The following is a 23,789-nucleotide window of genomic DNA, read 5'->3' on the forward strand; positions in this document are numbered from 1 at the left end:
TTATTATCATAATTCCCCTTAACAACTTACGATTATCTATTTACTAAGTGCGATCGTATTTTTATAAAGGTTAAGAGCATTAATAACTTCAAGAACATCATCCTCATAAATAACAAATACTGCGAAAATTCCCTTTTCCACGTCTTCATCTGTACGGATGTAAATTTCATTTTGGAAGTAATATAAAATCGAGATGGTTAGATTTTGATAGAAGAAAAAGATCATCATTATATTCCAGATAAAATTCAAGCGATTGAAAATAAACCGAACATAAGCATTCATAAAATCCCGCATGCTAATCATTCCTTGGATAGTCAGCAGGTGAAGAATGTTATAATAAGAATATTGTAGTTTGGAGTTCTGAAAGGAGAAATGATGGTGGGAACCAATACATTTCATTCAATTGATGAATATATCATACAATTTCCCGAGGAAGTTCAGCGGATATTAAAAACGTTAAGAAAATTCATAAAGGATGCAGCACCGGAGGCGGAAGAGAAGATAAGCTATCAAATGCCTACCTTTGTTTTATATGGAAATCTGGTGCATTTCGCTGCCTATAAAAAACATATAGGTTTCTATCCGACTCCAAGCGCGATCTCTGCGTTTGAATCTGCCTTATCTGAATATAAATGTTCAAAAGGGGCCGTTCAGTTTCCACTAAACAAGCCAATTCCTTATGAATTAATAACCGAGATGGTTATATTTAGAGTGGAAGCGAACAAAAGGAAAAAAGCAGAAGGCAAATCTCAAAAGAAAAAATAACATCGATTATTATCAGAATTCACAAAATGCTTAATAAATGAGAGTATGGGCAGCAAGAATTCAAGACCGAAAGAGAAAGGTGGAAATAATATGTTCAAAAAATTATTCAGTAAAAAAGAAAGTGTGGAACAACTGCTTGCTCCTATAAATGGACAAGTAATAAATATTGAAGATGTTCCGGATCCGGTTTTTGCCGGGAAAATGATGGGGGACGGAATAGCGATTCTTCCTGAGGAAGGGTTGGTCGTTTCTCCAATCGATGCAGAAGTGATCCAGGTTTTTCATACTAAACATGCTCTAGGCCTCCGTACGAAGAATGGCATAGAATTGTTGATTCATATTGGATTGGAAACAGTTAACCTTAAAGGCGAGGGATTTGAAGTCCATGTCGCAGAAGGGCAAAGGGTAAAAGCAGGAGACAAGCTTGTGACATTTGATATCGATTTTCTGAAAGCCAACGCTCCAAGCATCGTAACTCCGATCGTTGTCACGAATGGCGAGCTTGTTGAAAAACTGGAAAAAACAAATAATACCCAAGCAACTATTAATGATACGGAGATCATGAGTGTTTATCTGAAGTGAAAGAAAGTTTCATGATGATTTCTCCTTTTAGGCTGCAAGCAGGAAAATCGAAAATTGCAGCGAATAGTAGGTGAGTGAACAAATAAAATCAAGCGAGGGTGAATTGGATGGGAGTTCAAGCAGAAAAGATTTTTGTAAACTTGCCTGTTAAAGATTTGGATGCCTCAGTAGAATTTTTCACAAAGGTCGGTTTTGAGTTTAACGAGCAAATGACCAATGAAAATGCGACATGCATGGTTATAAGTGAGTCCATATATGTCATGTTGTTAGTGGAAGAATACTTTAAAACGTTTACCAAGAAGGAAATCCCTGATTCTGCAGCGAGTACGGAAACCATCGTCGCCCTGTCCGTTAAAAGCAAGGAAGAAGTTGATGAGATCGTGAATAGGGCACTGGATGTTGGCGGAAAGCCTTTCAATGAGGCCATTGATCATGGTTTCATGTACGGTTGGAGTTTTCTGGATATCGACGGGCATTCTTGGGAAGTATTTTACATGGACGAAAGCGGATTTAATCAAGAATAAAAAGCAAGGCACAATCCTTTACGAAGGACTGTGCCTTTTTTAGCAATCTTAGCTGAATTTCATTCATAACAATACGGGGCTAATGTCCTTCCACTCATAAACCAATAGATTTAATTCAGCACCAGCTATTTTGATTTTTTCGGTTTTAAGCAATTCAGCACCAAATGCCTCATAGAAGTATCGAGATTTATTATCTTGAAGCACCTCTACGAAAATAGTCTTGAATCCCAGTTCTTCGAATTTAAAGAATAATTCTTTGATGAGTTCCTTACCTATCCCCATTCTTTGTGAGTTTTCGAGGATATATATCGCAGTTAAATCGCCCGAATCCTCAACTTGATTCGTTTCCCTTTTCCCTCCACATATAAATCCTACAATTTTTCCTTCATTATTTTCTGCGACATATACATGATTTCCATTACTAGTTATATTCTTTATCCATATGTCTTTTCTTTTCTCATAAGAAAGTTTATCTAAAAAATCACTGGGCATTATATCTTTATAAGTGGTCCGCCAGCAATCCACATGGACTTTCGCTATCCCTTCCGCATCTTCAAGCGTCGCCTCTCTTATTAGCATAGTGGTTCCTCCTTTTTTAAGTTGGCCATACCTCTTATTTACAAATATTATCCAATTATAAACTGATTGGCCCAGGATATTCCAATAATTAACTTTGTATGTTACTATTTCCTATAGTTTGATATGGGAGAAGGAATGAGATGAAGCAGATTTTCCGTAGTAAAATATTTTATTTAATAAGCTTCTTGATTATCTTGGGGGTTGTGCTGGTTTTTAATAATGACGAAGAACCGACTGAGAAATTAACTGATGATGAATTTTTCACAACCTTAAAGGATGGAAAAGTGACATTTATAGAGGTGGAGCAGCGAAAACGTGTGATTGAAATAAGCGGTCGGCTGGCAGGGTATGAAAAGGGTCAATACTTTGTCGCGTCTGTCCCTAATAGTGAAACTTCCCTAGATAGAATGAATAATGCTGCAGAGGAACAGGATATAGAAATAATGGAGTTTACACCATACATAGAGACAAGCGGATGGGTCTCCTTGTTTACAGCGACCACTCCGTTCATGATCATTTCCTTCCTGTTTTTAGGCTTATTACTATTTAGAGTTATAATAAAAAGATAGTTTTCGACGATATATTTCTATTTTCTCAGATAAATCTGTAATTTTCGCCGATATTTCTGGTGAGTTATGGCTTCTGCAAAAAAAGTGATAAACCTTTAAAATGATATTGAAGAATGCTGAATAGTTTGATAGAATAAAATAAATGAAAAAGACTATGTGCAACTGGCGAAACACGGATAACCGTGAGGGAACACATAGTGTCGTAGCCGTTCGCCTGGGCAGAGGTAAGGGATTTTATCCCTTGCCTCTTTCTGTATATTAACAGATAGTAAAGGTTTAAAGTCAATATTTTGAAATTTCAAAAACATCATAATCAAAAGAGGAGCTAACAAAATGAGCACAATACTTTTAGAAAAAGTCAAAACGATCAAAGCGTTAAATAATATTGCCGAAAGCGGGCTGAATGTTTTCAATAAAGGCGATTTTAAAGTCGACAATGACAGTGAAAACCCTGATGCGATCGTTCTTCGCAGCTTTAACATGCATACTATGGAATTCGGCGATCAGTTAAAAGCAATCGCAAGGGCAGGGGCAGGAGTCAATAATATTCCGGTCGACAAATGCACCGAGCAAGGAATTGTCGTTTTCAATACACCTGGGGCTAACGCAAACGCTGTAAAAGAAATGGTGCTGACGACATTGATGGCTTCATCTCGTAACCTTTTTGCCGGTGTGGCTTGGACAAAGACGCTTGAAGGCGAAGGGGAACAAATTCCGAAGCTTGTCGAAGCAGGAAAGAAACAATTCGTTGGTAAAGAAATCAAGGGAAAAACCCTTGGCGTAATCGGTTTAGGAGCAATCGGTGCACTTGTAGCGAATGACGCGCTTGATTTGGATATGGATGTCATTGGCTTTGACCCGTTCATCTCTGTTGATACAGCTTGGAACTTGTCCCGCAATGTACAGCGTGCCATGACAATTGAAGAATTGTTTGCAGAATCTGACTATATTACAGTACACGTTCCATTAACTGACGACACAAAAGGAATGTTTAATCAAGAAACATTCAGCATCATGAAGCCGGGCGTACATATCTTGAACTTCTCACGCGGCGAGCTAGTGAATGAAAATGATATGCAAGCTGCCCTTGAAAGCGGAAAAGTAGGCAAGTTCATTACTGACTTCCCGAATGAAAACGTGTTGAAAATGAATAATGTCGTTCCAATTCCGCATCTTGGTGCTTCTACGCTGGAATCAGAGGAGAACTGTGCGATCATGGCAGCTCGTCAGTTGAAGAACTTTTTAGAAACAGGAAACATCAAGAACTCTGTGAATTTCCCGAATACTTCGCTTCCTTATACAGGAAACCGTCGTGTGGCAACTTTCCACGAAAACGTTCCGAACATGGTTGGGCAAATCACGCTGGCTGTATCAAGCTTTAATTTGAACATCGCTGACATGGTTAACAGAAGCCGTGGGGGATATGCTTATACGATCATCGACATTGATGGTGAAGTAAACGGCGATATCATTCCTGCCTTGGAAGAACAAATCAAACAAATCGAAGGTATCGTTACAACTCGTATCATCTAATTGGAACCGGAAGAAAGCTGATAAATAGTGAAAGCCTCAATTCCTTTAAGGAGTTGAGGCTTTTTTAGGCTTTATTAATGATTTTGGAATAAATATTGGGGTGGTCATACTAATCTGGCTCACGTGTTAACAACCTAGGGATTACAACGGACTCAGCCTGCGGGCAGCTTCATACATTCAGTTGAAGTCAAAACGCCATAGCATTGAAATTCTCAAAATCCGTCATGCTTTCCTTCTGTGTTATCTTCATAATGTACAAAAAACATCAAGTAGATTGCGAATAGGAGATGCAAATAAAGTGGAACATCTTCATCACTTTGAATGACAACAAATATGTACATTCCATATAGCAAAATGGGAATGCTTAAAAGGATTCTGTGCTTAGTCACATGTCATCCCCCCATTTATCCTCAGACATTAATACATGAGCCACTTGAAAACCCTTTTCTTCTAGAAAATCTGCTAATTTCATAGCTTCATCCTCCTAATTAACTAAATATTCTGTCATTTCCATTAATACAATAGTATGAAGTACAGAGAAAATGCTGTCAATCTATATTCCATCTGTACTCATTTTAAGTTAACGGATTCATAAGTTATCTATCAAAATAACCATCTCGTATATAGGTAAAATGGTACCAAAACGGGGAAGCAATGCGATCAACTGAACACCAGGGAGCAACGTGCGAACCTGAACAATGGAATCACTTGTATGCCTCCTTGCCTACGTTCACTTTAGCGCATCTAAGTAAAAGAATCTCCCCTAATCCAGAGACGATTCCCTATCTTAAACACCCTTTCTACGAAAAAAGGATGAATCTATATTGTTCTTCCCAAAAAATTCTGATGCTGATGAAGGATATTCGATGTTAAAAAAGCTCCAACAGGAGGCAATTGCCCGGTATAGGCATTACCGCTAACAGGAAATTGATTCTGAGCTATATCTGTAGTGGCGATCCACGATCCAGACTCACCTGCTTGCAGAGAGGGAGGCTTCATAAGAAAACGTCCTTGAAGAATGAAATGCCGAATTCTGCTCTGTTGATCATCAATTATGGTTAAGTTGCCAGAGAACGTGGCATAAGGTGAATCAAATGCGATTTGTTTGGTGCTTTCATTCCAGAATCCATTAATCGGAATGGGTCTGCCGCGAAAATTAACCGTACCCACCACCCTATTGTCTCTAATGGAATGAATGGAAAGTGTGCCCCAAATAATCGTTCTGCCAGCTATTGAAGAGTGGATACCCCATACAGATGGGAATGGAAAGCTAACCGAAGCAGTTCCCTGTGAAGTTACCAATGCTATGCCCTCCCTTAATGGTTGTTTATGTTCCGAGGAAGATCCCTTGTTTAAAGCAGTATATGCAGCACGAGCAGAATAATTTAATAAACAAAGGTGAACTCTTACATCTCCTGCCTGAAATTGCATGATGAGTTACCAGTACTGCTGGAAAAAAGGATTGAACGGATCAGAGGAAGGAATGGAGGGAAATGAGGTAGTTGCGGCGAAAGTAGTCTATAGAAATGTGTTGAAGATAGGAAGAGCAGCAAATGTGAACGGATCAGATAAACAGCTATTGAGCATGAAGAACGGTTTTGAAAAACGAATGGATAATAGATCGTAAAAAAAAATGAAGGAGTGACGCATATGCATAAAAAAGGCTGTTCCAAATTGAAGTGTCAGTGTTTCATCGTACCTAACTATATCTTAGAGAATTTGGCACAAAATGAAGTGGAAGAAGCACGGATCAGTTTAGCGAAAAGCCGTCAAATGCGCAGGCGCAGAATATTGAGAGAATACGATATTGACGGTGTTGTCGCACTGACGGATGCAGGATCTGAACGTCAGGGTGAATCTGCCCGTCATGTTTACGATTGCAAGGGAGGAACGAAACTCAGGGAGAATGAGGCTAGGAAAGAAGGAGATCGATCAAGTGCAGATCCCATTGTTAACGCTGCATATGATTATAGCGGAGTTGTGCGTGATTATTTCAAGGATGTTTTGCACCGTAATTCAATTGATAACCAAGGTCTTGATCTCATTCTGAACGTTCATTATGGCAATAAATTCACGAATGCTTATTGGGACGGAGATGAAATGGTATTTGGAGACGGTGATGGGGTCATCTTTAGCAATTTTGCCAATTCACTCGATGTAATTGGACATGAATTGACACATGGGGTTACGCAGTTCACAAGTGGATTGGAGTATGAAGGTCAGTCCGGGGCATTGAACGAACATCTTTCAGATGTGTTTGGAGTTGCCATAAAACAATTTCACTTAAAGCAAACTGCAGGAGATGCCGATTGGCTGATCGGTGCTGATATAATGGGACCGACACTGAAAGGGCAGGCACTCCGTTCGATGAAGGCACCAGGTACGGCATTTGACAATAAGTTAATGGGTAAGGATATTCAGCCTGATCATATGAAGAACTTCTATAAGGGAGAACGCGATAATCATGGTGTCCATATCAATAGCGGCATACCAAACAAGGCCTTTTATCTAGTATCGATGGAAATTGGAACGGACAAAGCGGCCTTGATCTGGTTCAATGCGATGCAGAATTTATTTGCGACGGCGAATTTCAATCAATTCGTGCAAATCGTCATCAAGGCAGCGCAAAAACTTGTTGATAGCGGCGATGTTACGAAAACAGCCATCCAGACGATTGAAAATGCTTTTAAAGCGGTTGGACTGCCTGAGTAGAAATATTCCATGAATAGGAGGCTTCATCTACCATGCATATCAAATTTAGCTGCATAGGGGGATTTGCCAACCTCGACTTGAATTTCGGGATAGATACGGATGAATTGCCGAAAGAGAAGTATGAGGAATTGCAGAACTTAATGAAACAAGCTGACCTTCATAATGCTGCCCAAAGTAAAATGGTAAAAACGCAAGGGTTCGACTCGTTTTCATACCAGCTGGATATAGCCGATGAAAAGAAGAAGCAGTCTTTCTCATTCACAGACACAACAGCTCCAGAGGAAGTCCGGCCCTTATTGGATTATTTACGGAATTTAGCAATTGAAATAAAGATGGCAGAATAACCACGTCAAAAAAAGTCTATCATTCAGATAGACTTTTTTTGACGTGTCGTAAAACTTCACAAAAATGTCATTTCGTTTCACTTTTATCTGGATTTTGGCTGTTTGTTCTCTAAATGGACACAAAATAGCGATCTATAGTAGCAAATTTGAAACGGAAATTAGAGAGTATAGCCCTTTGATGAAATTTTGTAAAGAGTTAGCCAATCAAACAGGTAAACCAGTCATAAAAGGGAACTAATTTTGAAAGAGGTCAAACAAGAGCAGTTTTACAAAAAAAGCATAAAATAGGATAATGGTCGCAGAGAGGTGATATGAATGACATATCAAGAAATGAAAGTGACGATAGCCGGAAACAGCCTTACCCAATTCGGGAAAAGAATATTAATCTCCCAGATTCAATTCTCGACATTGGAGGCGATATTCGAAGTCGATGAGGCGGTTCAAAGAAAGCTTGATCTCAATCGAAGGACTGAAATCAGGGATTTCATCATCGATTCTGTATCGGAAGGGGACTTTTACTTTTCCCCATTCATCTTCTCGAGCAGGGGAGCGATCCAAGAAGTGCCCGTGGGCGGGGAACTGCCACCAGGAAGTAAAATATACATACTTGATGGGCAGCATAGGACCTACGCCCTCATTTCAGCCATCAGTCACCTAAGGGCACGGAAGGAAACGGAAGAAGAAATCGGAAACTTTCCCGAAGCGGCAAAGCTCCAAAATCAAATTGATAAGTTGAAAACCTATCCAGTCACGATTCAAATCTATTTAAATCTGGAGACGCATGAGGAAAGACAGCTATTCAATGATATTAATACGAAGCGAAAAGAGCCGCATAACGGCTTGGTGATGAAGTATGACCAGCGCGATGAATATGCAGAACTAACACGGAACATTGCCAGGATATTAGAAAGTAAGATGGAGATAGAGGCCACCCTTTCGAGGATCACCGTAAGCTGTACGGCGCTGACTACGCTGACGATCATGAGGCGCTGCCTTATTGCTTTATTTGAAGGAAACGTCACCGCGAAAACGGGTAAAGCCAATTATGGTGATTTAACCAAAGCCGAAATCATCAACATCTCGACCGCGTTTTTCGAGTCATGGCTGAAAATCTTTCCGAAGAAGATGACAGACCGGACCATATTCACATCAGGGTATTCCGGCATCCAAATAGCCCTTGCCCAAACGATCCACCAACTCCGCAAGCATCATGAAATCCCCTATGAAGAAGCAATAAATCATATGCTGCATTTGAAGAAAGCCTGTACTTGGAAGCATGATGATGCCCTTTATTCACACATTTACGACCCCTTGAAAAAAAGAGTCAAAAACCATTCGACTACAAACGCCATCCAGAAAACGGCTCTCGCGTTCAAACGAAAAATAGAACAGGAAGGAGGATGGCTGCATGATTCTAAGTGAATTGGACCGGAAAAGAAGGACGATGGTTTCCTGCTCCATCATCGAGCTGGTCCATATGTATCGCAATGGTCAGATCGCCACGAGGGAAATCAACCAACTGCGGGTCCGATCGATTAAAAACTATCTTTTGGACAATGCATTAACGAAAAATATCTACCTGCCGCCGCTTGTTGCCAGCAGCAGGTAAGAAGCAGCCCCTAATGGAGGTCCTATCGAACTTTCGATCATCGACGGAACACAACGAATAGCGGCTTTCGTGCAATTGGAGGACAGTATCCTTAAAGCGTTAAAGAAGGGTGGAGAAAAGGTGAAACTAGCATATGAACTGGATTCACTCATGAAGGACAGCTCGATTGCGATCCAAGTATTTGAAGGACTAACAAGAGCGGAAGAATCCCAGCTCTACCTGGATCTCAATCTAAAAGGCAAGAAAGTGGCCCTTTCCAAACGGATATCATTCGACTCGCGAAACAACCTCAACGTCATTACCAATCAGGTGCTCCATACCCATCAATCGCTAAAAACAGCCGGTGTCGAACTTGAAAAGCGTTCCATCAATCGTCCAGCCAATAAAAACCTCTTATCGCTATCGCAATTGAGGCAGGTCATCGGCATCTTCATGACTGGGAAGGCACACGTAAACATCGAAGAGAAAACATCACAAAGTCCGCTCTCGAACAGTGAATACATCACACTCATTCATCTCTACCTTAATGAACTATTCGACATATACCCGGCAGGACAGATGGGTGATTACACAAAATGCATGCTTGCCAGTTACCCGCTTTTCATTGCCGTTGCCCTTTATGTCAATGACAAAATGGAAAACCAGCCTATCGAACAAAGACAACAGCTGATTGCCACGAGAATGTCAAAATTGAAAGAGGTGGACTGGAGCCCTGATAATCCCATTTGGAAAGAGTTTAAAGGAACATACAAAGGGCGGCCGCCATTATTTCACCTTAGCAAAGATAAAAACAATATCGAAGAGCTAGTACGCTGGCTGTATAGCTGTTGAGGAGGTGAGGGGAAATGTGATAATGAAAAAGTGAAAAACCCCTAGGTGAGGACGTCCGGTCAGACAATCACCTAAGGGCTTGCGAGCAGGAGTATACCTGCCTCTATGTCCAGTATACTCCATAAAAAGGAATAGTGAAATGGGGAGTGAATGGAATGATGATACGTAAAAACTATTTATTGAATATGGAAACGGTAGGAATGATGGAGCGATACGATGCCAATGGTGTCGAGATGACTACGGTAGTGGAGGGAGACAGCACTTTCCATGTCAGGCAACCGCGCCAGGAAATCCTGAATAACACGTTAAACCACTTTGGATTGGACCTGGATGGCGGACTGGCAGCAGCCAAATCCGTACTGGGCGGTAAATACAGACTGCCCGTCTGCATAAACGCCCAGCTGGGGATGGTCTGGTTCTCCTCCCGCTCATTCCGGAAAAGAAGAGGAGTCTGGTTTTCCTACATCCACATTCGTGACTTAGAGGAAATGAACGAAAAGGAAACACTGGTCCACACAAACTACGGTCATTGCCTTCCGGTAAACTTAAGCAAAAATCAGCTCGCCTTCAAAAGGGACCAAGCAGCCTATCTGCATACGACCTTCCATGAACGCTCATTGGGTAAAAAGACCTTTTATTACGAACCGGGAAGCGGAATCACCTTTTGCAAAGAACCTGGGGAGGTCCATTACAGGGTGAAAGGAAAGGAATAATATAATCCATGGGACCGCTGAATTGGCGGTCTTTTCTTATGAGTGGATTAAGTTAAGAGCGGGTATTATTTAAAATCCAGAAAAATAGTTATTGTAAAAAAAGGAATGATACATTATGATTAGTAAAAAGTTAATATTTAGGGAAGGAAGTACATATTTTGAAACGAATATTTGCTATTTTACTATCTTTTGGACTAGTTTTAGGTCTCTCGTTTGGCGCAAATGACGTAGCCAGTGCCAAAACAAAGGTGAAGACTTATAAAAACTGTACAGCATTGAATAAAGACTACAAAGGAGGCGTAGCCCGTACATCTTCCGTTAAAAATAAAGGAGGAAGAACGAAATACAAGCCTCACGTTTCAAAGGCGCTTTATGATGCCAATAAAAAAAGCGATCGCGACAAAGACTTTATCGCTTGTGAAAAATAATATTCAAAGAGACCTTTTATAGGAAGGTCTCTTTTTATTAGGCTCTTTTCGTAAAGATTGATGTTTTTAAAACGAAACTATTTAAGGTTGATTGGAGCGGAAGTGCGAGACTCCTGCGGGAGCAGCGGGAAGCGAGCATCTGAAGGGGAAATCAACCACACCGCACTACGGGTAAATAGCAACAAAGTATGCGAAAACAGCCTTTTATTAAGATTGAGCAGTCTTTTTCAACATTAGTATATGTTTATGAGAAATGGGATTTAATTGTATCTTCAACTTTCTTTAACATTCCTTTATATGCTTCTTCATCAAGGTATCCAATACTTCCGAATAGTAAATGATCCACAGGTTCAATTCCAGTAAAATCAAATATTCCAATGTCAGAGGTAACTTTCAAACCAGCTGTCATACCCACCGCATCGTAAACCTCGTTAGGAGTTCCGTGTGTATTGATGATAAGCCCCTTTTTACCTTTTAATAGCTTGATTACACCTTCTTCTCCAGCGGAATATGCAAACCCGAATGAGAATACTCGGTCTACATACCCTTTAAGAATTGCTGGAAGACCCGTCCACCAAATAGGGTAAATAAATGTTATAACTTCTGCTTCAGAAATAAATTCTTGTTCCGTTTTAATATCATCAGGAGTTTTTCCTGCTTTCATGGCTGCTGTATCTTCCGGTTTCAGTACAGGTTGAAAATCAAGTGCATATAAATCACGCACAACAACTTCGTGACCGTTCTTCTCTAATGCATTGACTGTTGTTTCCAATATAGAGTGATTTAAGCTTTCAGAGTTTGGATGTGCATAAACAACTAAGTGCTTCATTTCGAATCTCCTCCTAGTAATTTTTATTTGATTATTAAGGGTAACCTAATATTATAGTGTTAGACATTTTTTTGAAAGTAGTCATTTTTTTATAACATAGTCACAAAAATGGTACCATTGAATTGAGAAAGAGAGGAATGTACGGTGGCGCGAAGCAGGTTCGGTGAACCTCCAGAGGAACAAATAGAGGTTTGTCCAGTTACACAAACGCAAGACATAATTGCAGGGAAATGGAAAATCATCATTTTATGGCATTTAAGCACAAATACAAGAAGATTTAATGAACTTCAAAGGCTGTTACCAGGTATTTCAAAAGGAATACTGACACGTCAGTTGAGAGAATTGGAAGAAGACCAAATGGTTCACAGAGAAGTATATAAAGAAGTCCCCCCAAAGGTAGAATACTCGTTAACACCTATAGGGAAAAGCTTTATTCCGATACTGGCTAGTATGGGAGAGTGGGGGAAAAAATATGAAAAATTAATAAAAAGCTAAAGCCTATACAGGTCTTTAGCTTTTTCCTCGTGGTTGATCATCCACTAACCCCATTTAATTCAATAAGACATCTTTTTTATCTTTCAAACCGTCCAAAATGTGTATTTTCCCGATTTATAAGTGCATCCCCAAGATTGATTCTGCTCATAAGTCTTTCATGGTCCGAAGGAAAACGTTCTTTAACATTTGCGACACCCTCTGTTGTTGGGATATTACCATTAGGCATAGGACGTTCTTCCCTTTGAAACCCAGAGTTCAAACTATCATTATTAGTGTCTCTACGAGCATCAAGGTTCCCGGCAGTATTATTTGGATCATTGTTATTATCTTGTGGCATATACTTCACTCCTTCGCTTATATTATCCGCTGGTGGCAGTAATCTATTCACACGCTGTACTTTATCTTTTATTTATCCTGTTTCCTCAATTTGCAGCAACGCCAATTTCTCTTGAATGATCAACAAGTACGAAGGGGCTTTTTTATGCTTTAAAAAAACTTCTAAATATTATGATTGACTTACATTTTAATTTGTCTTACAATTTCAATGTAAATAGTCGAAAGATTCAATCAAACGGAAGGAGAACTTTCTTAAGAGCTAATTCACTTCAACATGAAGCATGACAACATACTGCGCGTTAACTTTATGTCAATTCCGGAAATGATGTAAAGTTCTGTCATAATTTCAATATCTGAATGTCTAGAGTTATCTAAGTATTATTGCTTTAGAAAAAATGAAAGCGAATACATACTCTTTGGAATGGAGTGAATAACTTGAAAAATCAATCAAATCTTGCTGAATCCACTGTGATTGCTCCGGAGGTCGAAAGTAAGAAAACAAATTTCTTCACGAAATTTAAAACCGCCTATGGTCCAGGAATTCTTGCCGTGTTAACGTGGCTTGGCGCCGGGGATCTGGTGACTTCTTCCGTTGCCGGTGCAGATTATGGATATAGTTTAATGTGGATTTTAGCTCTGTCATTAATTCTTCGTTTTCTTATCGTTAATGTTATCGCCCGGTTCCAGCTTTGTAACACAGAGGGTTTAACCATTCTTGAAGGCTATGGACGTATCCACCCATTTTTCGGTTATTTCATGTTTGGTTATGCACTGATCATGGGCCATCTGTTTAATGCCTATATGATTAAGGGAGCGGGAGAGGTATTATCGACCCTCTTCCATGTCAATCAGCCATTCTTAGCTTCAATGGTAGTTGTAGGATTAGTGTTTATGCTTATAGGCAGGAATATTTATAATAGAATTGAAAGTGTAATGAAAGTGCTTTTGGCATTATTGACCATTGCCTTCTTGTTCCTGGCCATTCAAGCTACACCGGATGTGGGGCAAATCATTAAAGGAACAGTTGGTTTTAGCATTCCAAGTGATACTGGCGTTCATGGAGCATTATTGGTGGCGATTTCAATTATCGGTGCAGTGGCAGGATCGATTTCGAACTTTGTACATCCATATTTCATGAAGGAAAAGGGCTGGACGAAGCCGAGTCATGTCAAGGTTCAAAGAAATGACTTACTGTTTGCCATCGGAGTTTGCATCGTGATAAATTTGGCCATTTGGGTGGTTGGGGCAGAAATTTTAAAACCGAATGGAATTCATGTCGAAACGATTGATGACTTGGCAATGGCATTACAAATGTCGTTAGGGCAATTTGGCTGGTACATTTTCTATCTTGGTGTTTTTGGCGTATTATTCGCGAGTATAGTAGGGAAATCAACTGGTTTTCCAAGATTGATAGTAGATGCCTATTACGTAATAAATAAAAACCGACGCGAAAAGTACAATGGTAAATATGAAAAAGATCCAATGTTTAAATGGATTATGATTTTTGTATTGGTTACGCCGCTTATTTGGTCCATTCCCGGCATGCCTGGTTTCATTGCATTGACAATTGGCGTAAATGCAATAAATATAATCGGCTTTCCAGTAATCGCAATTGGCATGCTCGTGCTCTCAAATAAAAAAAGCTTGATGGGAAAATATAAAAACAATTGGTTCGAAAATGTTATTCTAACGTTAGCTTCCGTTTTAGCGATTTGGTCCGCCGTTCAATTAGCTACTACCTTTTTTTAAAATAATGGTAGATTATAGATAGAGGCGTAAAACAAAAAGGTTATGTCAGCATTTGAACCCGATGGGGTCCTACTTTATTGGAAGTGAGGTATCAATGATGAAACCGAAAGTAATCGTTTATAAGAAAGTGGATCAAAAGGTGTTGGATTATATTCAAGAGACTTGTGAGGTCGTTTATTTTGAGGGTCTTGATTCACAAAATTATCCTGAATTTCTTCAGGAGCTGAAGAACGCACAAGGTATATTAGGTTCAGGATTAAAGGTGGATAAAATTTTACTGGATCAAGCACCGCAATTAAAAATCGTCTGTAATTCATCGGTTGGTTACGACAATTTGGATGTAACCGAGTTGTCCAATCGAGGAATCATGGCTACGAACACTCCCGAGGTATTGAACGAGACAGTCGCCGATACGATCATGGGTTTGATGCTCTCCGCAGCGAGAAGAATGCCTGAGTTGGATCAAATGGTAAAGTCAGGGCAATGGACATCGAATATCGGGGAAAAATCGTTTGGGTTGGACGTCCACCATAAAGTATTAGGCATTATCGGGATGGGCGGAATCGGATCTGCCGTTTCAAAAAGGGCCCGTTTTGGGTTCGATATGAACATCTTATATCATAATAGATCCAGAAACGAAGACGCGGAACAAAAGTATGGTGCTACATACTGTTCCCTGGAAGATCTGTTAAAGCAATCTGATTTTGTCTGCTTGATGACACCGCTGACCCCTCAAACCGAAAAGATGATGGGGGAAAAAGAATTCAAGCTCATGAAAGAGTCCGCCATCTTCATCAATTGTTCAAGAGGGAAAACAGTGGATGAAGAAGCGTTGATCGATGCGCTAAAGACCGGAGAAATTCACGCGGCAGGACTCGATGTCTTTGTACAGGAGCCCGTCCAGGAAGACAACCCGCTGCTTTCCATGAAGAATGTCGTCACTCTGCCTCATATCGGTTCCGCAACATATGAAACCCGCCTGAAAATGGCGATGCTGGCCGCAACAAACCTTGTCGCCGGATTACAGGGCGAAACTCCGCCTACGTTGATCAAAGCTGGCGTAAAGGTGAAGTGATCTGATAAATTAAGCTGGATAGCCTTATTTGGGGCTATCCATTTTTTTGTTTCGGATCATTATTTTTACCTACCCTGCAAAACAAAAAGCCCTCCCATAAAGGAGGGCTTTTATATCACTTCCCAAGACTTTTGCTATTCATCAACCGCATCTGCCATTTCATCAAAATCGGAAAATACGATCTATCAAACAGTTCAGCACAAGAAATACCTGGGTTTGTCATCCCGTAAGAATAACTTGTAATCGGGGAATGCACGCAATGTTTGGATAACATGTCATGCATGCACTGGTACTTGTTTTGTAGAGGTCTTTCTCAATACGATCGTCATGATTTATTTGGATTGTTGATACCGAGTTTCCTCGTTTATAGGTTTATGCTACGTCTGATTGTTTAATTGAATCAACGTAATGGTTTGCTTTATCCTGGTCGAATTCCCCTTCCCATTTCGACATGACAATCGCCGCCAATGAGTTCCCTATGACATTAACCGCTGATCTTCCCATATCCAAAATTCGGTCGATACCGGCAATGAACGCAACACCTTCCACCGGCAGTCCCATGGAACCAAGTGTTGTTAAAACAACAACAAATGAGGCACCCGGAACGCCAGCCATTCCTTTTGACGTTAACATCAATACGAGTAACAAAGTGATCTGTTGTGTAATGGATAAATCTATACCATACATTTGTGCCACGAAAAGTGAAGCAAGTGCTTGATAAATCGATGAGCCGTCTAGATTAAACGTATAGCCTGTTGGAATAACGAAAGAAGTAATGGATTTCGGGCAGCCAAACTTCTCCATTTTGTCCATAAGCCTTGGTAATACCGACTCTGAACTTGCTGTTGTAAATGCTAAAATCAATTCATCCTTTAACACTTTCAGGATAACAAAAATGCTTGTCCCTGACATTTTCGCTATAATTCCCAGAATGGCGAATACAAAGAATACCATCGTCACATAAACAGCAATTACTAGGTTCCCTAAAGGTATTAAGGTTGCGATACCGAATTTTGCAACGGTTACACCAATCAGCGCAAACACACCAAAGGGGGCAAATTTCATGACTAGATTCGTCACCCAAAACATTACTTCCAACACACCTTCAAAGAATCCAAGAATAGGCTTTCCTTTTTCGCCTATCGCAGCAACACCTAAGCCGAATAAAACAGAAAAGAAGATAATCGGTAACAAATCCGCTTGAGCCATTGATTCAAATACATTAGAAGGAACAATATGAGAAATTGTTTCTCCAAAGCCACTGCTACCAGCGGTATTTGTTGTTTCTTCATATTTTGAAATATCACTTTTTTCAAGATCGCTTGTATCTAAGCCAGACCCTGGGTGGAACAAGTTTGCCGCCAGTAAACCGATAACAATGGCAATTGTGGTGACAATCTCAAAATAAAGAAGAGTCTTCCCGCCTAATTTCCCCAGTTTCTTTATATCGCCGACTCCCGCTATGGATACGACTAATGCAGCCATGACGATCGGGATGACGATCATCTTAATTAAATGAATGAAAATATCCCCGATAGGTACTAAAATGGCCATGACTGTCTCATTACCATGGAATAAAGCACCGACAACGATACCTAGTACAAGTGCAATAAAAATTTGAGTAGCTAAGCCAAACCTTTTCATTTGAATTCCTCCTTTGATATCCATTCCATTGGTAACGCTTTCAATTTTTAGATTATTTCAAGTTTATGATCATCCTACTGGAACCTACTGAATCCTACTGATACTTACAAGGGCCAGAAAAAATAATAATTTCAGTCAGAACCCTTCTCACTTTTTACCTTTTCATGTGTTATGTTTTTAATATAGTGACTGGGGAGGGACCGTATTGAAAAAGCGTATAAGGATATTGCTATTGATTATGATTGCGGTGCCTCTTGCGGGCGAATTCAAGTTTTACCCCTTCGATGATACATTCAGAGTCAGTTTGGGAACCCCCGTCTTCTTCTTGTTTTTACTATGGGGGAGGAGCATCCACCCGGTTATTGCAGGCATAGTGACGGGAATGAGTGTGTTTTTTTTGCGTTTTTCACTGGCTGTCGGGATACGGGACATATCCGTCGAGGATGCGATGTATCTTCATGTTCCCGCCTTTTTCTACTACTTCATTTATGCGTTGGCCTTTCATAAAACGAAATTGAACGAACGGCACGATCAGCCGTTTATGATCGGGCTTTTAGGGGTTTTGATCGAGCTATTTGCAAGTGTATCGGAGATGACGATCCGATCCATCCTGGCGAATCAGGACACACCCTTGTTAGCCATTGACCAACTTGTTTTAATCGCCTTTATTCGAAGCTTTTTCGTTCTCGGCTTTTTTAATATATTAAAGCTGAGAGAAGCGAAATCCGCAGAAGCGGAGCAGCGCATGCAAAAGGAACAAATGCTGCTTTTCATTTCAAGTTTGTATGAGGAATCGGTTCAACTAAAGAAAACGATGCAAAATGCGGAAGAAATCACCCGCACTTGTTATGACTTTTACCGTCGGATAAAAACAAGGGGGACTAATGGAAGCGATGCGCAAACTGCGTTGCAGATTGCCGGTCTCATGCATGAGATCAAAAAAGATAACCAGCGGATTTATGCGGGGCTGTCGAAACTGATGTCATCCGAAAACCTGCAGGAATATATGAAGATTGAAGACCTTGGTAACATCATGATCGTGTCCAATAGACGATATGCAGAGTCCCTTAGCAAAGTTATTACATTTTCCTTTCATATAGATGGTGACCATCCCCGCTATCATGTATATATGGTATTATCATTAATAAATAATTTATTGGCCAATGCAGTGGAAGCCATTGAAGAAGAAGGGTACGTATCACTGCATGTGAAAAGGAAAGATCAGTTCGTGGAGTTTTGCATCTGTGATAATGGCCCCGGCATTGCGCCAAAGCGGAAGGAAATCATTTTTACAGCAGGTTATACAAAGAAATTCGATGCGGCGGGAAACCCTTCGACGGGAATTGGCTTATCGTATGTGAAACAAACAGTTGAAAAATTTGGAGGACATATCAGGCTAATGGATACCTATAAAGAAACCGTATTCATCGTAGGGATTCCGATTGATGCTATTATGGAGAAAGGGCTAACGAGATGAATTATTTCATTATAGATGACGATCCTGCCATTCGAGGAATGTTGACAGAGATAATTGAAGACGAAGATTTAGGCAAAGTGGTGGGAGAAGCAGAAGACGGAGCTTTAGTGAATAATGGCTTGTTGCTTTTAAAAAAAGCAGACGTTGTCTTAATTGATTTGCTCATGCCATTAAGGGATGGAATTGAAACAATCAGGTCTCTTGCTGATGGATTTCAAGGGAGATTTGTGATGATATCGCAAGTGGAAACGAAAGAAATGATTGGTGAGGCGTATAGATCAGGAGCGGAATACTACATTACAAAACCGCTGAACCAAGTTGAAATTTCATGCATATTAAACAAAGTGAACGAGCGAATACTGGTGGATCAATCGATCCAGGGCATTCAAAAGTCGTTGAACGTGTTTACGGACCGCCCGAAGTCTTCTAAACCCTTTCATACAAAAAATATCATGGAAGCCGGACGGTCCTTAATTTCTGATTTAGGTATGATTGGCGAGGGGGGAAGCGAGGATTTATTAAACATTTTAGGATTCCTCCAAAATGAAAAGCAAAGACTCGGTCCTGCCTACTCGTTTCCATATTTGAAGGAGATTTTTGCTGGGATTGCTGCTGAAAAGCTGGGAGATCAAGCGAAAGAAGCCGAAATCCAGAAAGAAATGAAAGCTTCCGAGCAGCGTGTCCGTCGCGCTCTTAACCAGGCACTCATCCATATCGCTTCATTAGGATTGACGGATTATATGAATCCAAAATTCGAAGCCTATTCATCCACATTTTTTGATTTCTCTGAAGTCCGAAAAAAAATGCTGGAGCTAGAAGACAAAAGCAAAAAAGTAAGCAGTCAGAGCCGCAATAATATGAAAAAATTTATCCAAGTGCTGTTTATGGAAGCAAGGCAGATGATGAAATAAGTGGAATAGATTGAAAATTCACAAAAACATTTTATATTTTTCGATGGAAGAAACATAAAGACAAATCCGCTCAGATGGGATTTGTCTTTATCGCTATTTCCTCCGTATTTTTTTATAACCAGTATGCCTTTGTTTCAAATCTATAGAAAAAGGATAAAGAAAATCATTCGTTTTCTATTGGGTGATTAATTCCATCGCTCTAACTTTGGGATGCCCCTAGTGAAAAACTTAGCAATAAATTTAGGCATATTCATATTTTCCATCATATGATTTTGAACAACTTTCTGCATTTCTATCGCAGTAATGTTTTGAGTGAATTCACCATTTATATAACAATGACTGCAATATTTAGTACTTATCCTACCATCTTTTTCAGTTCCACCACCTAATTCATCTTTAGACAGCGGCATTCCACAACTCTGACATGCTTTATAATTTTTCATGATAATTTCTCCTACAAAAAGTTTTATCCTAAACATTATCTAACAAACAAAGTTAAGTCAAGACAATATGAATCACATCTAATCGAAACGAATCAAACGTTGATGTGGGGGTTGCAGTTTTTATGAAAGGCGGGACTAGCGAAGCTTTAGGCCTTCAAATAATCATAAAAATAACCAGCCAAGCTATTGCTCAACTGGTTACTGGCTTTACATGTTAAATTCAAGTTTAAAATGACGATTCATTATGGCAACTGTTGTGTAAAATACATTGATATCATTCGGAATTTATGATAAATTAGTATAGAAACACATTTAATTATATACAAAAACAGTTTACCCCTTAATATAAGTATAAGGTAAAAATCACCTCTAGTCAACCCCTAATTTCTCATTTTTTAAAGGAGTGTCCGTTATGAACAATGAAATTCGGCAGGAGCAAGAACGTTTGAATGAGGTGATAGAAACAATCACGAAACAAATCAGCAAAATAGAAGGAGAAACTGCAAAGCGTAAAAAAGAAGTTGTTAATATCCGTAAACACTTTTGGGATGACCTCAAGGTTAATATCGATACTTTCGATGATTACCTCGAGACCATCATTGGATTAAGGCAACAGGCTCAAGACTTGTCACAAAGCGAAGGCGCACATAGATATGCCTTCAAGAGGCTGTCAACACTGCGCCGCATGCAGGAAGTGCCTTATTTCGGCCGGATTGATATCACTGAAGAAGGGTCTTCCGAGACGGAACAAATTTATATTGGGACTTCCACTCTTACTGATGCAACAGGGGAAAACTTCATTATCTACGATTGGAGGGCCCCGGTTTCGAGTGTTTATTATGACTATCCTCCCGGTCCTGTAGAATACTCCACTCCCGGAGGCGTAATTCGGGGGATGCTGCAGAACAAGTGGCAATACACCATCAAGGGAGGCGTTATCGAATCAATGTTCGATACGAGTCTCACCATTGGGGATGAGATCCTGCAGCAGGTACTGGGCAAAGGAACGGATAAGCATATGCACAGTATCGTATCCACCATTCAACGTGAACAAAATAGGATCATCCGGAACGATCGCGGACGGCTGCTCATTGTTCAAGGTGCAGCTGGCAGCGGGAAGACATCAGCTGCCCTACAACGGATCGCTTACTTGCTATACAAGAACCGAGAAAGGCTGAAAGCCGATCAAATCATTCTATTCTCTCCTAACTCCATGTTTAATAACTACGTATCCAATGTGTTACCCGAACTTGGCGAAGAGAATATGCAGCAGGTAACATTCCAGGAATACCTGGATCATCGTCTGACTGACTCTTTTCAAGTTGAGGATCCTTATGAGCAATTGGAATATTTGCTGACTGAAGCCGATGATCCTTCCTATAGCACCAGGACAGCGAGTATCCAATTTAAGGCATCCATTCGCTTCTTTGAAATCATCAAGACCTACAGACAGTCACTGGAGGAATCCGGAATGATCTTTAGAGGTGTAAAGTTCCGAGGGGAAACGCTCGTCTCCGCCAAACAAATCTCGGAAAGGTTTTATAACACAGACACGACATTAAGATTTCACAATCGGATTGAAAAGCTGAAAGAGTGGTTATGTGAGCTACTTGATGAAAGGGAAAAGTTTGAGTTGAAACAACCTTGGGTCGAGGAGGAAATCGAGTATCTTAGCAAAGAAGACTACCAAAAGGTATACACCTATTTAGAGAAAAAGCGCGGTGTTAATGAAGATTCCTTTGACGATTATGAGATTGAGAATAAAATGCTTGCGCGTATGATCGTTCGAAAGAAATTGAAGACGTTACGCAAACGGATAAAAGCACTTCATTTTATCAATATTAAGGGCATATACAAGCAACTTTTTGACGAACAAAGACGGGTCGAACTGTGGAATGAGGGTGAAACACCTGCCGAAAGGGAAATTTGCTTATCAACCCAAAAAATGCTGGACGAAGGTAAACTGTATTACGAAGACGCGACTCCATTTTTGCTGCTGAAGGAGTTAATTCAAGGATTTCAGTCGAATAGCTCTATAAAATACGTGCTTGTAGACGAAGCACAGGATTATTCTCCATTTCAATTCGAGTTTTTGAAACGATTGTTTCCTTCTGCCAGGATGACCGTGCTCGGTGACTTTAACCAGGCAATATTCGCCCATGCCAGCGAACGGGTGGATTTCCAGACTCTTACCAGTTTATACGGAATAAGTGAAACCGAGAGCATAACCTTGGATCAAAGCTACAGATCCACAAAGCAGATTATAGAATTCACACGCGAACTAATTCCAGAAGGCCATCGAATTAAGGCATTCAATCGTGAAGGCGAGAAGCCTGTACTCACTCAAGTGTCCAGCCGTGATGAATTGCACCGCAAGATCATGTCTAAAGTCAAAGACTTTCAAAGCCGTGAGTACAATACAATCGCGATAATCTGTAAATCTGCTGCCGAAAGTGCCGCCGCATACGATGCCCTTAATGCCCACGGTGAAATTAAACTCGTACAGAAAGGCACAAATGAATATGAACAGGGTGTAGTTGTTATACCGGCTTATTTGGCCAAAGGCATCGAATTCGATGCAGTCATCATTTATGATGCATCCATGCAAACATACGGTGAAGAGAGCCTGCGTAGATTGTTCTACACCGCATGTACCAGGGCCATGCATGACTTGCAGATATATACGGTTGGCGAACCCAGTCCCTTCTTGAAAAACGGAGCAGCGGAAAGTCTCCTTCTGACCTCCAACTAACAAAGAATGAAGTCATTATTAGTGCTTCCTTTTTTCTCCTTTCATTTTATTGCTCTTTTATCGAAATACTATAAAAGAAAATCTTTAGAAAAGGAGGAGATGGATTGACTAACGATAAAGAAAACAAATCCGTAATAATTGATGGTGCGGAAACGGGAGCAAATCATGCAACTGGTGAAGCAACGACTCAAACAGTTAATGATGGTCATTATCATTATCCAGGGCCCGTTGAAGAAGGCTATAGCGGAAATACAGGAAGAGCAGTACAGCTTGCCGGGAAAAAAAATCCTGATATTCCTCTGAACAAAGACACATTTAATTACACTCGCCTTTTAAAGTAGCTCCGTCCCACATTGTAGGTGTTTAAGGACATTACATGATAGGGTTATTGGTTCATAAATATACAAATTCCATAGTCGAATATGGAAAACAGCTTTTTTGAAACCTGTGTAGACTTTAGTTCTATGCAGGTTTTTTATTGGAGCATTTTTTATAAGTTCCTGATCTTAGAGAGGTGTTCACAGAAAGAAGCGACCTCGTTTTTAATTTATAACAGTTCGGACATAATATACTTGGAGGTGAAGGAAATGAGTAAAAAGACAGGAAGAGGTCGCATTGCACCAAGTGTTAACCCGCAGGGACATGGAAAAGATGTGGAATTCTCCACCGAGCCTAAAAGCGATCTTGAAAACAAGGCAAAAAAGTCCAATACTAAATAAGGGTATTGGATAAAAATGCGGTCATACTTTATAAGAAATGCCCTTCTCTTAGTCGAGAGGGGCTTTTATAATCTATTAGAAGGCTTTAATCATCTAAAATCCAATCTTTACTCCTCGTTTTTTGTCGATGAATCATACGTTTTTGAAACAGCGGAATGTGAAAGAATAAA

General features: G+C 40.2%; 29 protein-coding genes and 1 riboswitch. Of the genes, 21 read left to right on the forward strand and 8 right to left on the reverse strand.

Annotated features, from left to right (window positions below; genetic code table 11):
- Positions 1 to 36 precede the first annotated feature (36 nt).
- Entirely contained in the window at positions 37 to 294 is a 258-nt protein-coding gene (locus J7I96_RS13095) for a hypothetical protein (protein WP_214923641.1), read from the reverse strand.
- An 81-nt stretch (positions 295 to 375) separates the two neighbouring features.
- Between J7I96_RS13095 and J7I96_RS13100 the strand changes: the two genes are divergently transcribed.
- From J7I96_RS13100 to J7I96_RS13110, 3 genes are all read left to right on the forward strand, one after another.
- The gene (locus J7I96_RS13100) at positions 376 to 765 is read left to right on the forward strand and encodes an iron chaperone (protein WP_214923643.1); all 390 of its coding nucleotides are present in this window, start codon (positions 376 to 378) and stop codon (positions 763 to 765) included.
- A 90-nt stretch (positions 766 to 855) separates the two neighbouring features.
- Positions 856 to 1,347 (forward strand): PTS sugar transporter subunit IIA, encoded by a 492-nt coding sequence (locus J7I96_RS13105; protein WP_214923645.1) that lies wholly within the window; start codon positions 856 to 858, stop codon positions 1,345 to 1,347.
- A gap of 107 nt (positions 1,348 to 1,454) precedes the next feature.
- Complete coding sequence (locus J7I96_RS13110) at positions 1,455 to 1,871, forward strand: VOC family protein (RefSeq protein WP_096340084.1); 417 nt, start codon at positions 1,455 to 1,457, stop codon at positions 1,869 to 1,871.
- 63 nt (positions 1,872 to 1,934) lie between these two features.
- Here J7I96_RS13110 and J7I96_RS13115 read toward each other — a convergent pair whose 3' ends face one another.
- A complete protein-coding gene (locus J7I96_RS13115) occupies positions 1,935 to 2,450 on the reverse strand; it encodes a GNAT family N-acetyltransferase (RefSeq protein WP_214923647.1) in 516 nt (171 codons plus the stop codon).
- Between the two features lie 140 nt (positions 2,451 to 2,590).
- On the opposite strand from J7I96_RS13115, the gene J7I96_RS13120 reads away from it, so the two are divergent.
- Together J7I96_RS13120 and J7I96_RS13125 are read left to right on the forward strand one after the other, a co-directional pair.
- On the forward strand, positions 2,591 to 3,019 hold the full coding sequence (locus J7I96_RS13120; protein WP_214923648.1) for an ATP-dependent metallopeptidase FtsH/Yme1/Tma family protein: 429 nt from the start codon (positions 2,591 to 2,593) through the stop codon (positions 3,017 to 3,019).
- 148 nt (positions 3,020 to 3,167) lie between these two features.
- Positions 3,168 to 3,246, forward strand: a riboswitch (ZMP/ZTP riboswitch).
- A gap of 106 nt (positions 3,247 to 3,352) precedes the next feature.
- Positions 3,353 to 4,552 carry a phosphoglycerate dehydrogenase gene (locus tag J7I96_RS13125; protein ID WP_214923650.1) on the forward strand — a complete coding sequence of 400 codons (1,200 nt, stop codon included), beginning with the start codon at positions 3,353 to 3,355 and terminating at the stop codon, positions 4,550 to 4,552.
- A gap of 212 nt (positions 4,553 to 4,764) precedes the next feature.
- On the opposite strand, the gene J7I96_RS13130 is transcribed toward J7I96_RS13125, so the two are convergent.
- On the reverse strand, positions 4,765 to 4,941 hold the full coding sequence (locus tag J7I96_RS13130) for a hypothetical protein (protein ID WP_214923653.1): 177 nt from the start codon (positions 4,939 to 4,941) through the stop codon (positions 4,765 to 4,767).
- A 430-nt stretch (positions 4,942 to 5,371) separates the two neighbouring features.
- A complete protein-coding gene (locus tag J7I96_RS13135; protein WP_214923655.1) occupies positions 5,372 to 5,854 on the reverse strand; it encodes a hypothetical protein in 483 nt (160 codons plus the stop codon).
- Positions 5,855 to 6,014: 160 nt separating this feature from the next.
- Between J7I96_RS13135 and J7I96_RS13140 the strand changes: the two genes are divergently transcribed.
- The 8 genes from J7I96_RS13140 (at position 6,015) to J7I96_RS13175 (ending at position 11,189) form a co-directional block, all read left to right on the forward strand.
- Positions 6,015 to 6,179: a hypothetical protein gene (locus J7I96_RS13140; protein WP_214923657.1), complete on the forward strand. Its 165-nt coding sequence runs from the start codon at positions 6,015 to 6,017 to the stop codon at positions 6,177 to 6,179.
- A gap of 23 nt (positions 6,180 to 6,202) precedes the next feature.
- Positions 6,203 to 7,264 carry a M4 family metallopeptidase gene (locus J7I96_RS13145; protein ID WP_214923659.1) on the forward strand — a complete coding sequence of 354 codons (1,062 nt, stop codon included), beginning with the start codon at positions 6,203 to 6,205 and terminating at the stop codon, positions 7,262 to 7,264.
- Between the two features lie 32 nt (positions 7,265 to 7,296).
- On the forward strand, positions 7,297 to 7,608 hold the full coding sequence (locus J7I96_RS13150) for a protealysin inhibitor emfourin (RefSeq protein ID WP_214923661.1): 312 nt from the start codon (positions 7,297 to 7,299) through the stop codon (positions 7,606 to 7,608).
- 315 nt (positions 7,609 to 7,923) lie between these two features.
- Positions 7,924 to 9,030, forward strand: a complete 1,107-nt coding sequence (locus J7I96_RS13155; RefSeq protein WP_214923663.1) for a DNA sulfur modification protein DndB — start codon at positions 7,924 to 7,926, stop codon at positions 9,028 to 9,030.
- Positions 9,017 to 9,217: a hypothetical protein gene (locus tag J7I96_RS13160; RefSeq protein ID WP_214923667.1), complete on the forward strand. Its 201-nt coding sequence runs from the start codon at positions 9,017 to 9,019 to the stop codon at positions 9,215 to 9,217. The genes J7I96_RS13155 and J7I96_RS13160 overlap by 14 nt, the downstream gene beginning before the upstream one ends.
- Before the next feature lie 39 nt (positions 9,218 to 9,256).
- A complete protein-coding gene (locus tag J7I96_RS13165; protein WP_311315209.1) occupies positions 9,257 to 10,048 on the forward strand; it encodes a DNA sulfur modification protein DndB in 792 nt (263 codons plus the stop codon).
- A 155-nt stretch (positions 10,049 to 10,203) separates the two neighbouring features.
- A complete protein-coding gene (locus J7I96_RS13170; RefSeq protein WP_214923670.1) occupies positions 10,204 to 10,761 on the forward strand; it encodes a competence protein ComK in 558 nt (185 codons plus the stop codon).
- A 158-nt stretch (positions 10,762 to 10,919) separates the two neighbouring features.
- Positions 10,920 to 11,189 (forward strand): excalibur calcium-binding domain-containing protein, encoded by a 270-nt coding sequence (locus J7I96_RS13175; RefSeq protein ID WP_214923673.1) that lies wholly within the window; start codon positions 10,920 to 10,922, stop codon positions 11,187 to 11,189.
- A 244-nt stretch (positions 11,190 to 11,433) separates the two neighbouring features.
- Here J7I96_RS13175 and J7I96_RS13180 read toward each other — a convergent pair whose 3' ends face one another.
- On the reverse strand, positions 11,434 to 12,018 hold the full coding sequence (locus J7I96_RS13180) for an NAD(P)H-dependent oxidoreductase (protein ID WP_214923676.1): 585 nt from the start codon (positions 12,016 to 12,018) through the stop codon (positions 11,434 to 11,436).
- A gap of 144 nt (positions 12,019 to 12,162) precedes the next feature.
- On the opposite strand from J7I96_RS13180, the gene J7I96_RS13185 reads away from it, so the two are divergent.
- Positions 12,163 to 12,513: a winged helix-turn-helix transcriptional regulator gene (locus J7I96_RS13185; protein WP_053536197.1), complete on the forward strand. Its 351-nt coding sequence runs from the start codon at positions 12,163 to 12,165 to the stop codon at positions 12,511 to 12,513.
- A gap of 76 nt (positions 12,514 to 12,589) precedes the next feature.
- On the opposite strand, the gene J7I96_RS13190 is transcribed toward J7I96_RS13185, so the two are convergent.
- On the reverse strand, positions 12,590 to 12,850 hold the full coding sequence (locus tag J7I96_RS13190) for a hypothetical protein (protein WP_214923678.1): 261 nt from the start codon (positions 12,848 to 12,850) through the stop codon (positions 12,590 to 12,592).
- 425 nt (positions 12,851 to 13,275) lie between these two features.
- Between J7I96_RS13190 and J7I96_RS13195 the strand changes: the two genes are divergently transcribed.
- Complete coding sequence (locus J7I96_RS13195) at positions 13,276 to 14,598, forward strand: Nramp family divalent metal transporter (protein WP_311315206.1); 1,323 nt, start codon at positions 13,276 to 13,278, stop codon at positions 14,596 to 14,598.
- Between the two features lie 97 nt (positions 14,599 to 14,695).
- Positions 14,696 to 15,673, forward strand: a complete 978-nt coding sequence (locus J7I96_RS13200) for a 2-hydroxyacid dehydrogenase (RefSeq protein WP_214923682.1) — start codon at positions 14,696 to 14,698, stop codon at positions 15,671 to 15,673.
- Positions 15,674 to 16,045: 372 nt separating this feature from the next.
- Here J7I96_RS13200 and J7I96_RS13205 read toward each other — a convergent pair whose 3' ends face one another.
- Positions 16,046 to 17,317 (reverse strand): cation:dicarboxylate symporter family transporter, encoded by a 1,272-nt coding sequence (locus tag J7I96_RS13205; protein ID WP_214923684.1) that lies wholly within the window; start codon positions 17,315 to 17,317, stop codon positions 16,046 to 16,048.
- A 205-nt stretch (positions 17,318 to 17,522) separates the two neighbouring features.
- On the opposite strand from J7I96_RS13205, the gene J7I96_RS13210 reads away from it, so the two are divergent.
- Together J7I96_RS13210 and J7I96_RS13215 are read left to right on the forward strand one after the other, a co-directional pair.
- On the forward strand, positions 17,523 to 18,794 hold the full coding sequence (locus J7I96_RS13210) for an ATP-binding protein (RefSeq protein ID WP_214923686.1): 1,272 nt from the start codon (positions 17,523 to 17,525) through the stop codon (positions 18,792 to 18,794).
- Positions 18,791 to 19,705, forward strand: coding sequence for a response regulator (locus J7I96_RS13215; protein WP_214923690.1), 915 nt, complete (start codon positions 18,791 to 18,793; stop codon positions 19,703 to 19,705). Before J7I96_RS13210 ends, J7I96_RS13215 begins: the two co-directional genes overlap by 4 nt.
- 185 nt (positions 19,706 to 19,890) lie before the next feature.
- Here J7I96_RS13215 and J7I96_RS13220 read toward each other — a convergent pair whose 3' ends face one another.
- Positions 19,891 to 20,148 carry a zinc ribbon domain-containing protein gene (locus J7I96_RS13220; protein WP_057276990.1) on the reverse strand — a complete coding sequence of 86 codons (258 nt, stop codon included), beginning with the start codon at positions 20,146 to 20,148 and terminating at the stop codon, positions 19,891 to 19,893.
- Positions 20,149 to 20,560: 412 nt separating this feature from the next.
- On the opposite strand from J7I96_RS13220, the gene helD reads away from it, so the two are divergent.
- The 3 genes from helD to sspL all read left to right on the forward strand — a co-directional run bounded on the left by helD (position 20,561) and on the right by sspL (position 23,619).
- Complete coding sequence (gene helD / locus J7I96_RS13225) at positions 20,561 to 22,900, forward strand: RNA polymerase recycling motor HelD (protein ID WP_214923693.1); 2,340 nt, start codon at positions 20,561 to 20,563, stop codon at positions 22,898 to 22,900.
- Positions 22,901 to 23,004: 104 nt separating this feature from the next.
- Positions 23,005 to 23,241, forward strand: coding sequence for a hypothetical protein (locus tag J7I96_RS13230; RefSeq protein ID WP_214923696.1), 237 nt, complete (start codon positions 23,005 to 23,007; stop codon positions 23,239 to 23,241).
- A 246-nt stretch (positions 23,242 to 23,487) separates the two neighbouring features.
- A complete protein-coding gene (gene sspL / locus J7I96_RS13235; RefSeq protein ID WP_034304091.1) occupies positions 23,488 to 23,619 on the forward strand; it encodes a small, acid-soluble spore protein L in 132 nt (43 codons plus the stop codon).
- The last annotated feature ends 170 nt before the right edge of the window (positions 23,620 to 23,789 follow it).

The organism is Bacillus sp. ISL-78 (assembly GCF_018613455.1).
GTDB lineage: Bacteria > Bacillota > Bacilli > Bacillales > DSM-1321 > Peribacillus > Peribacillus frigoritolerans.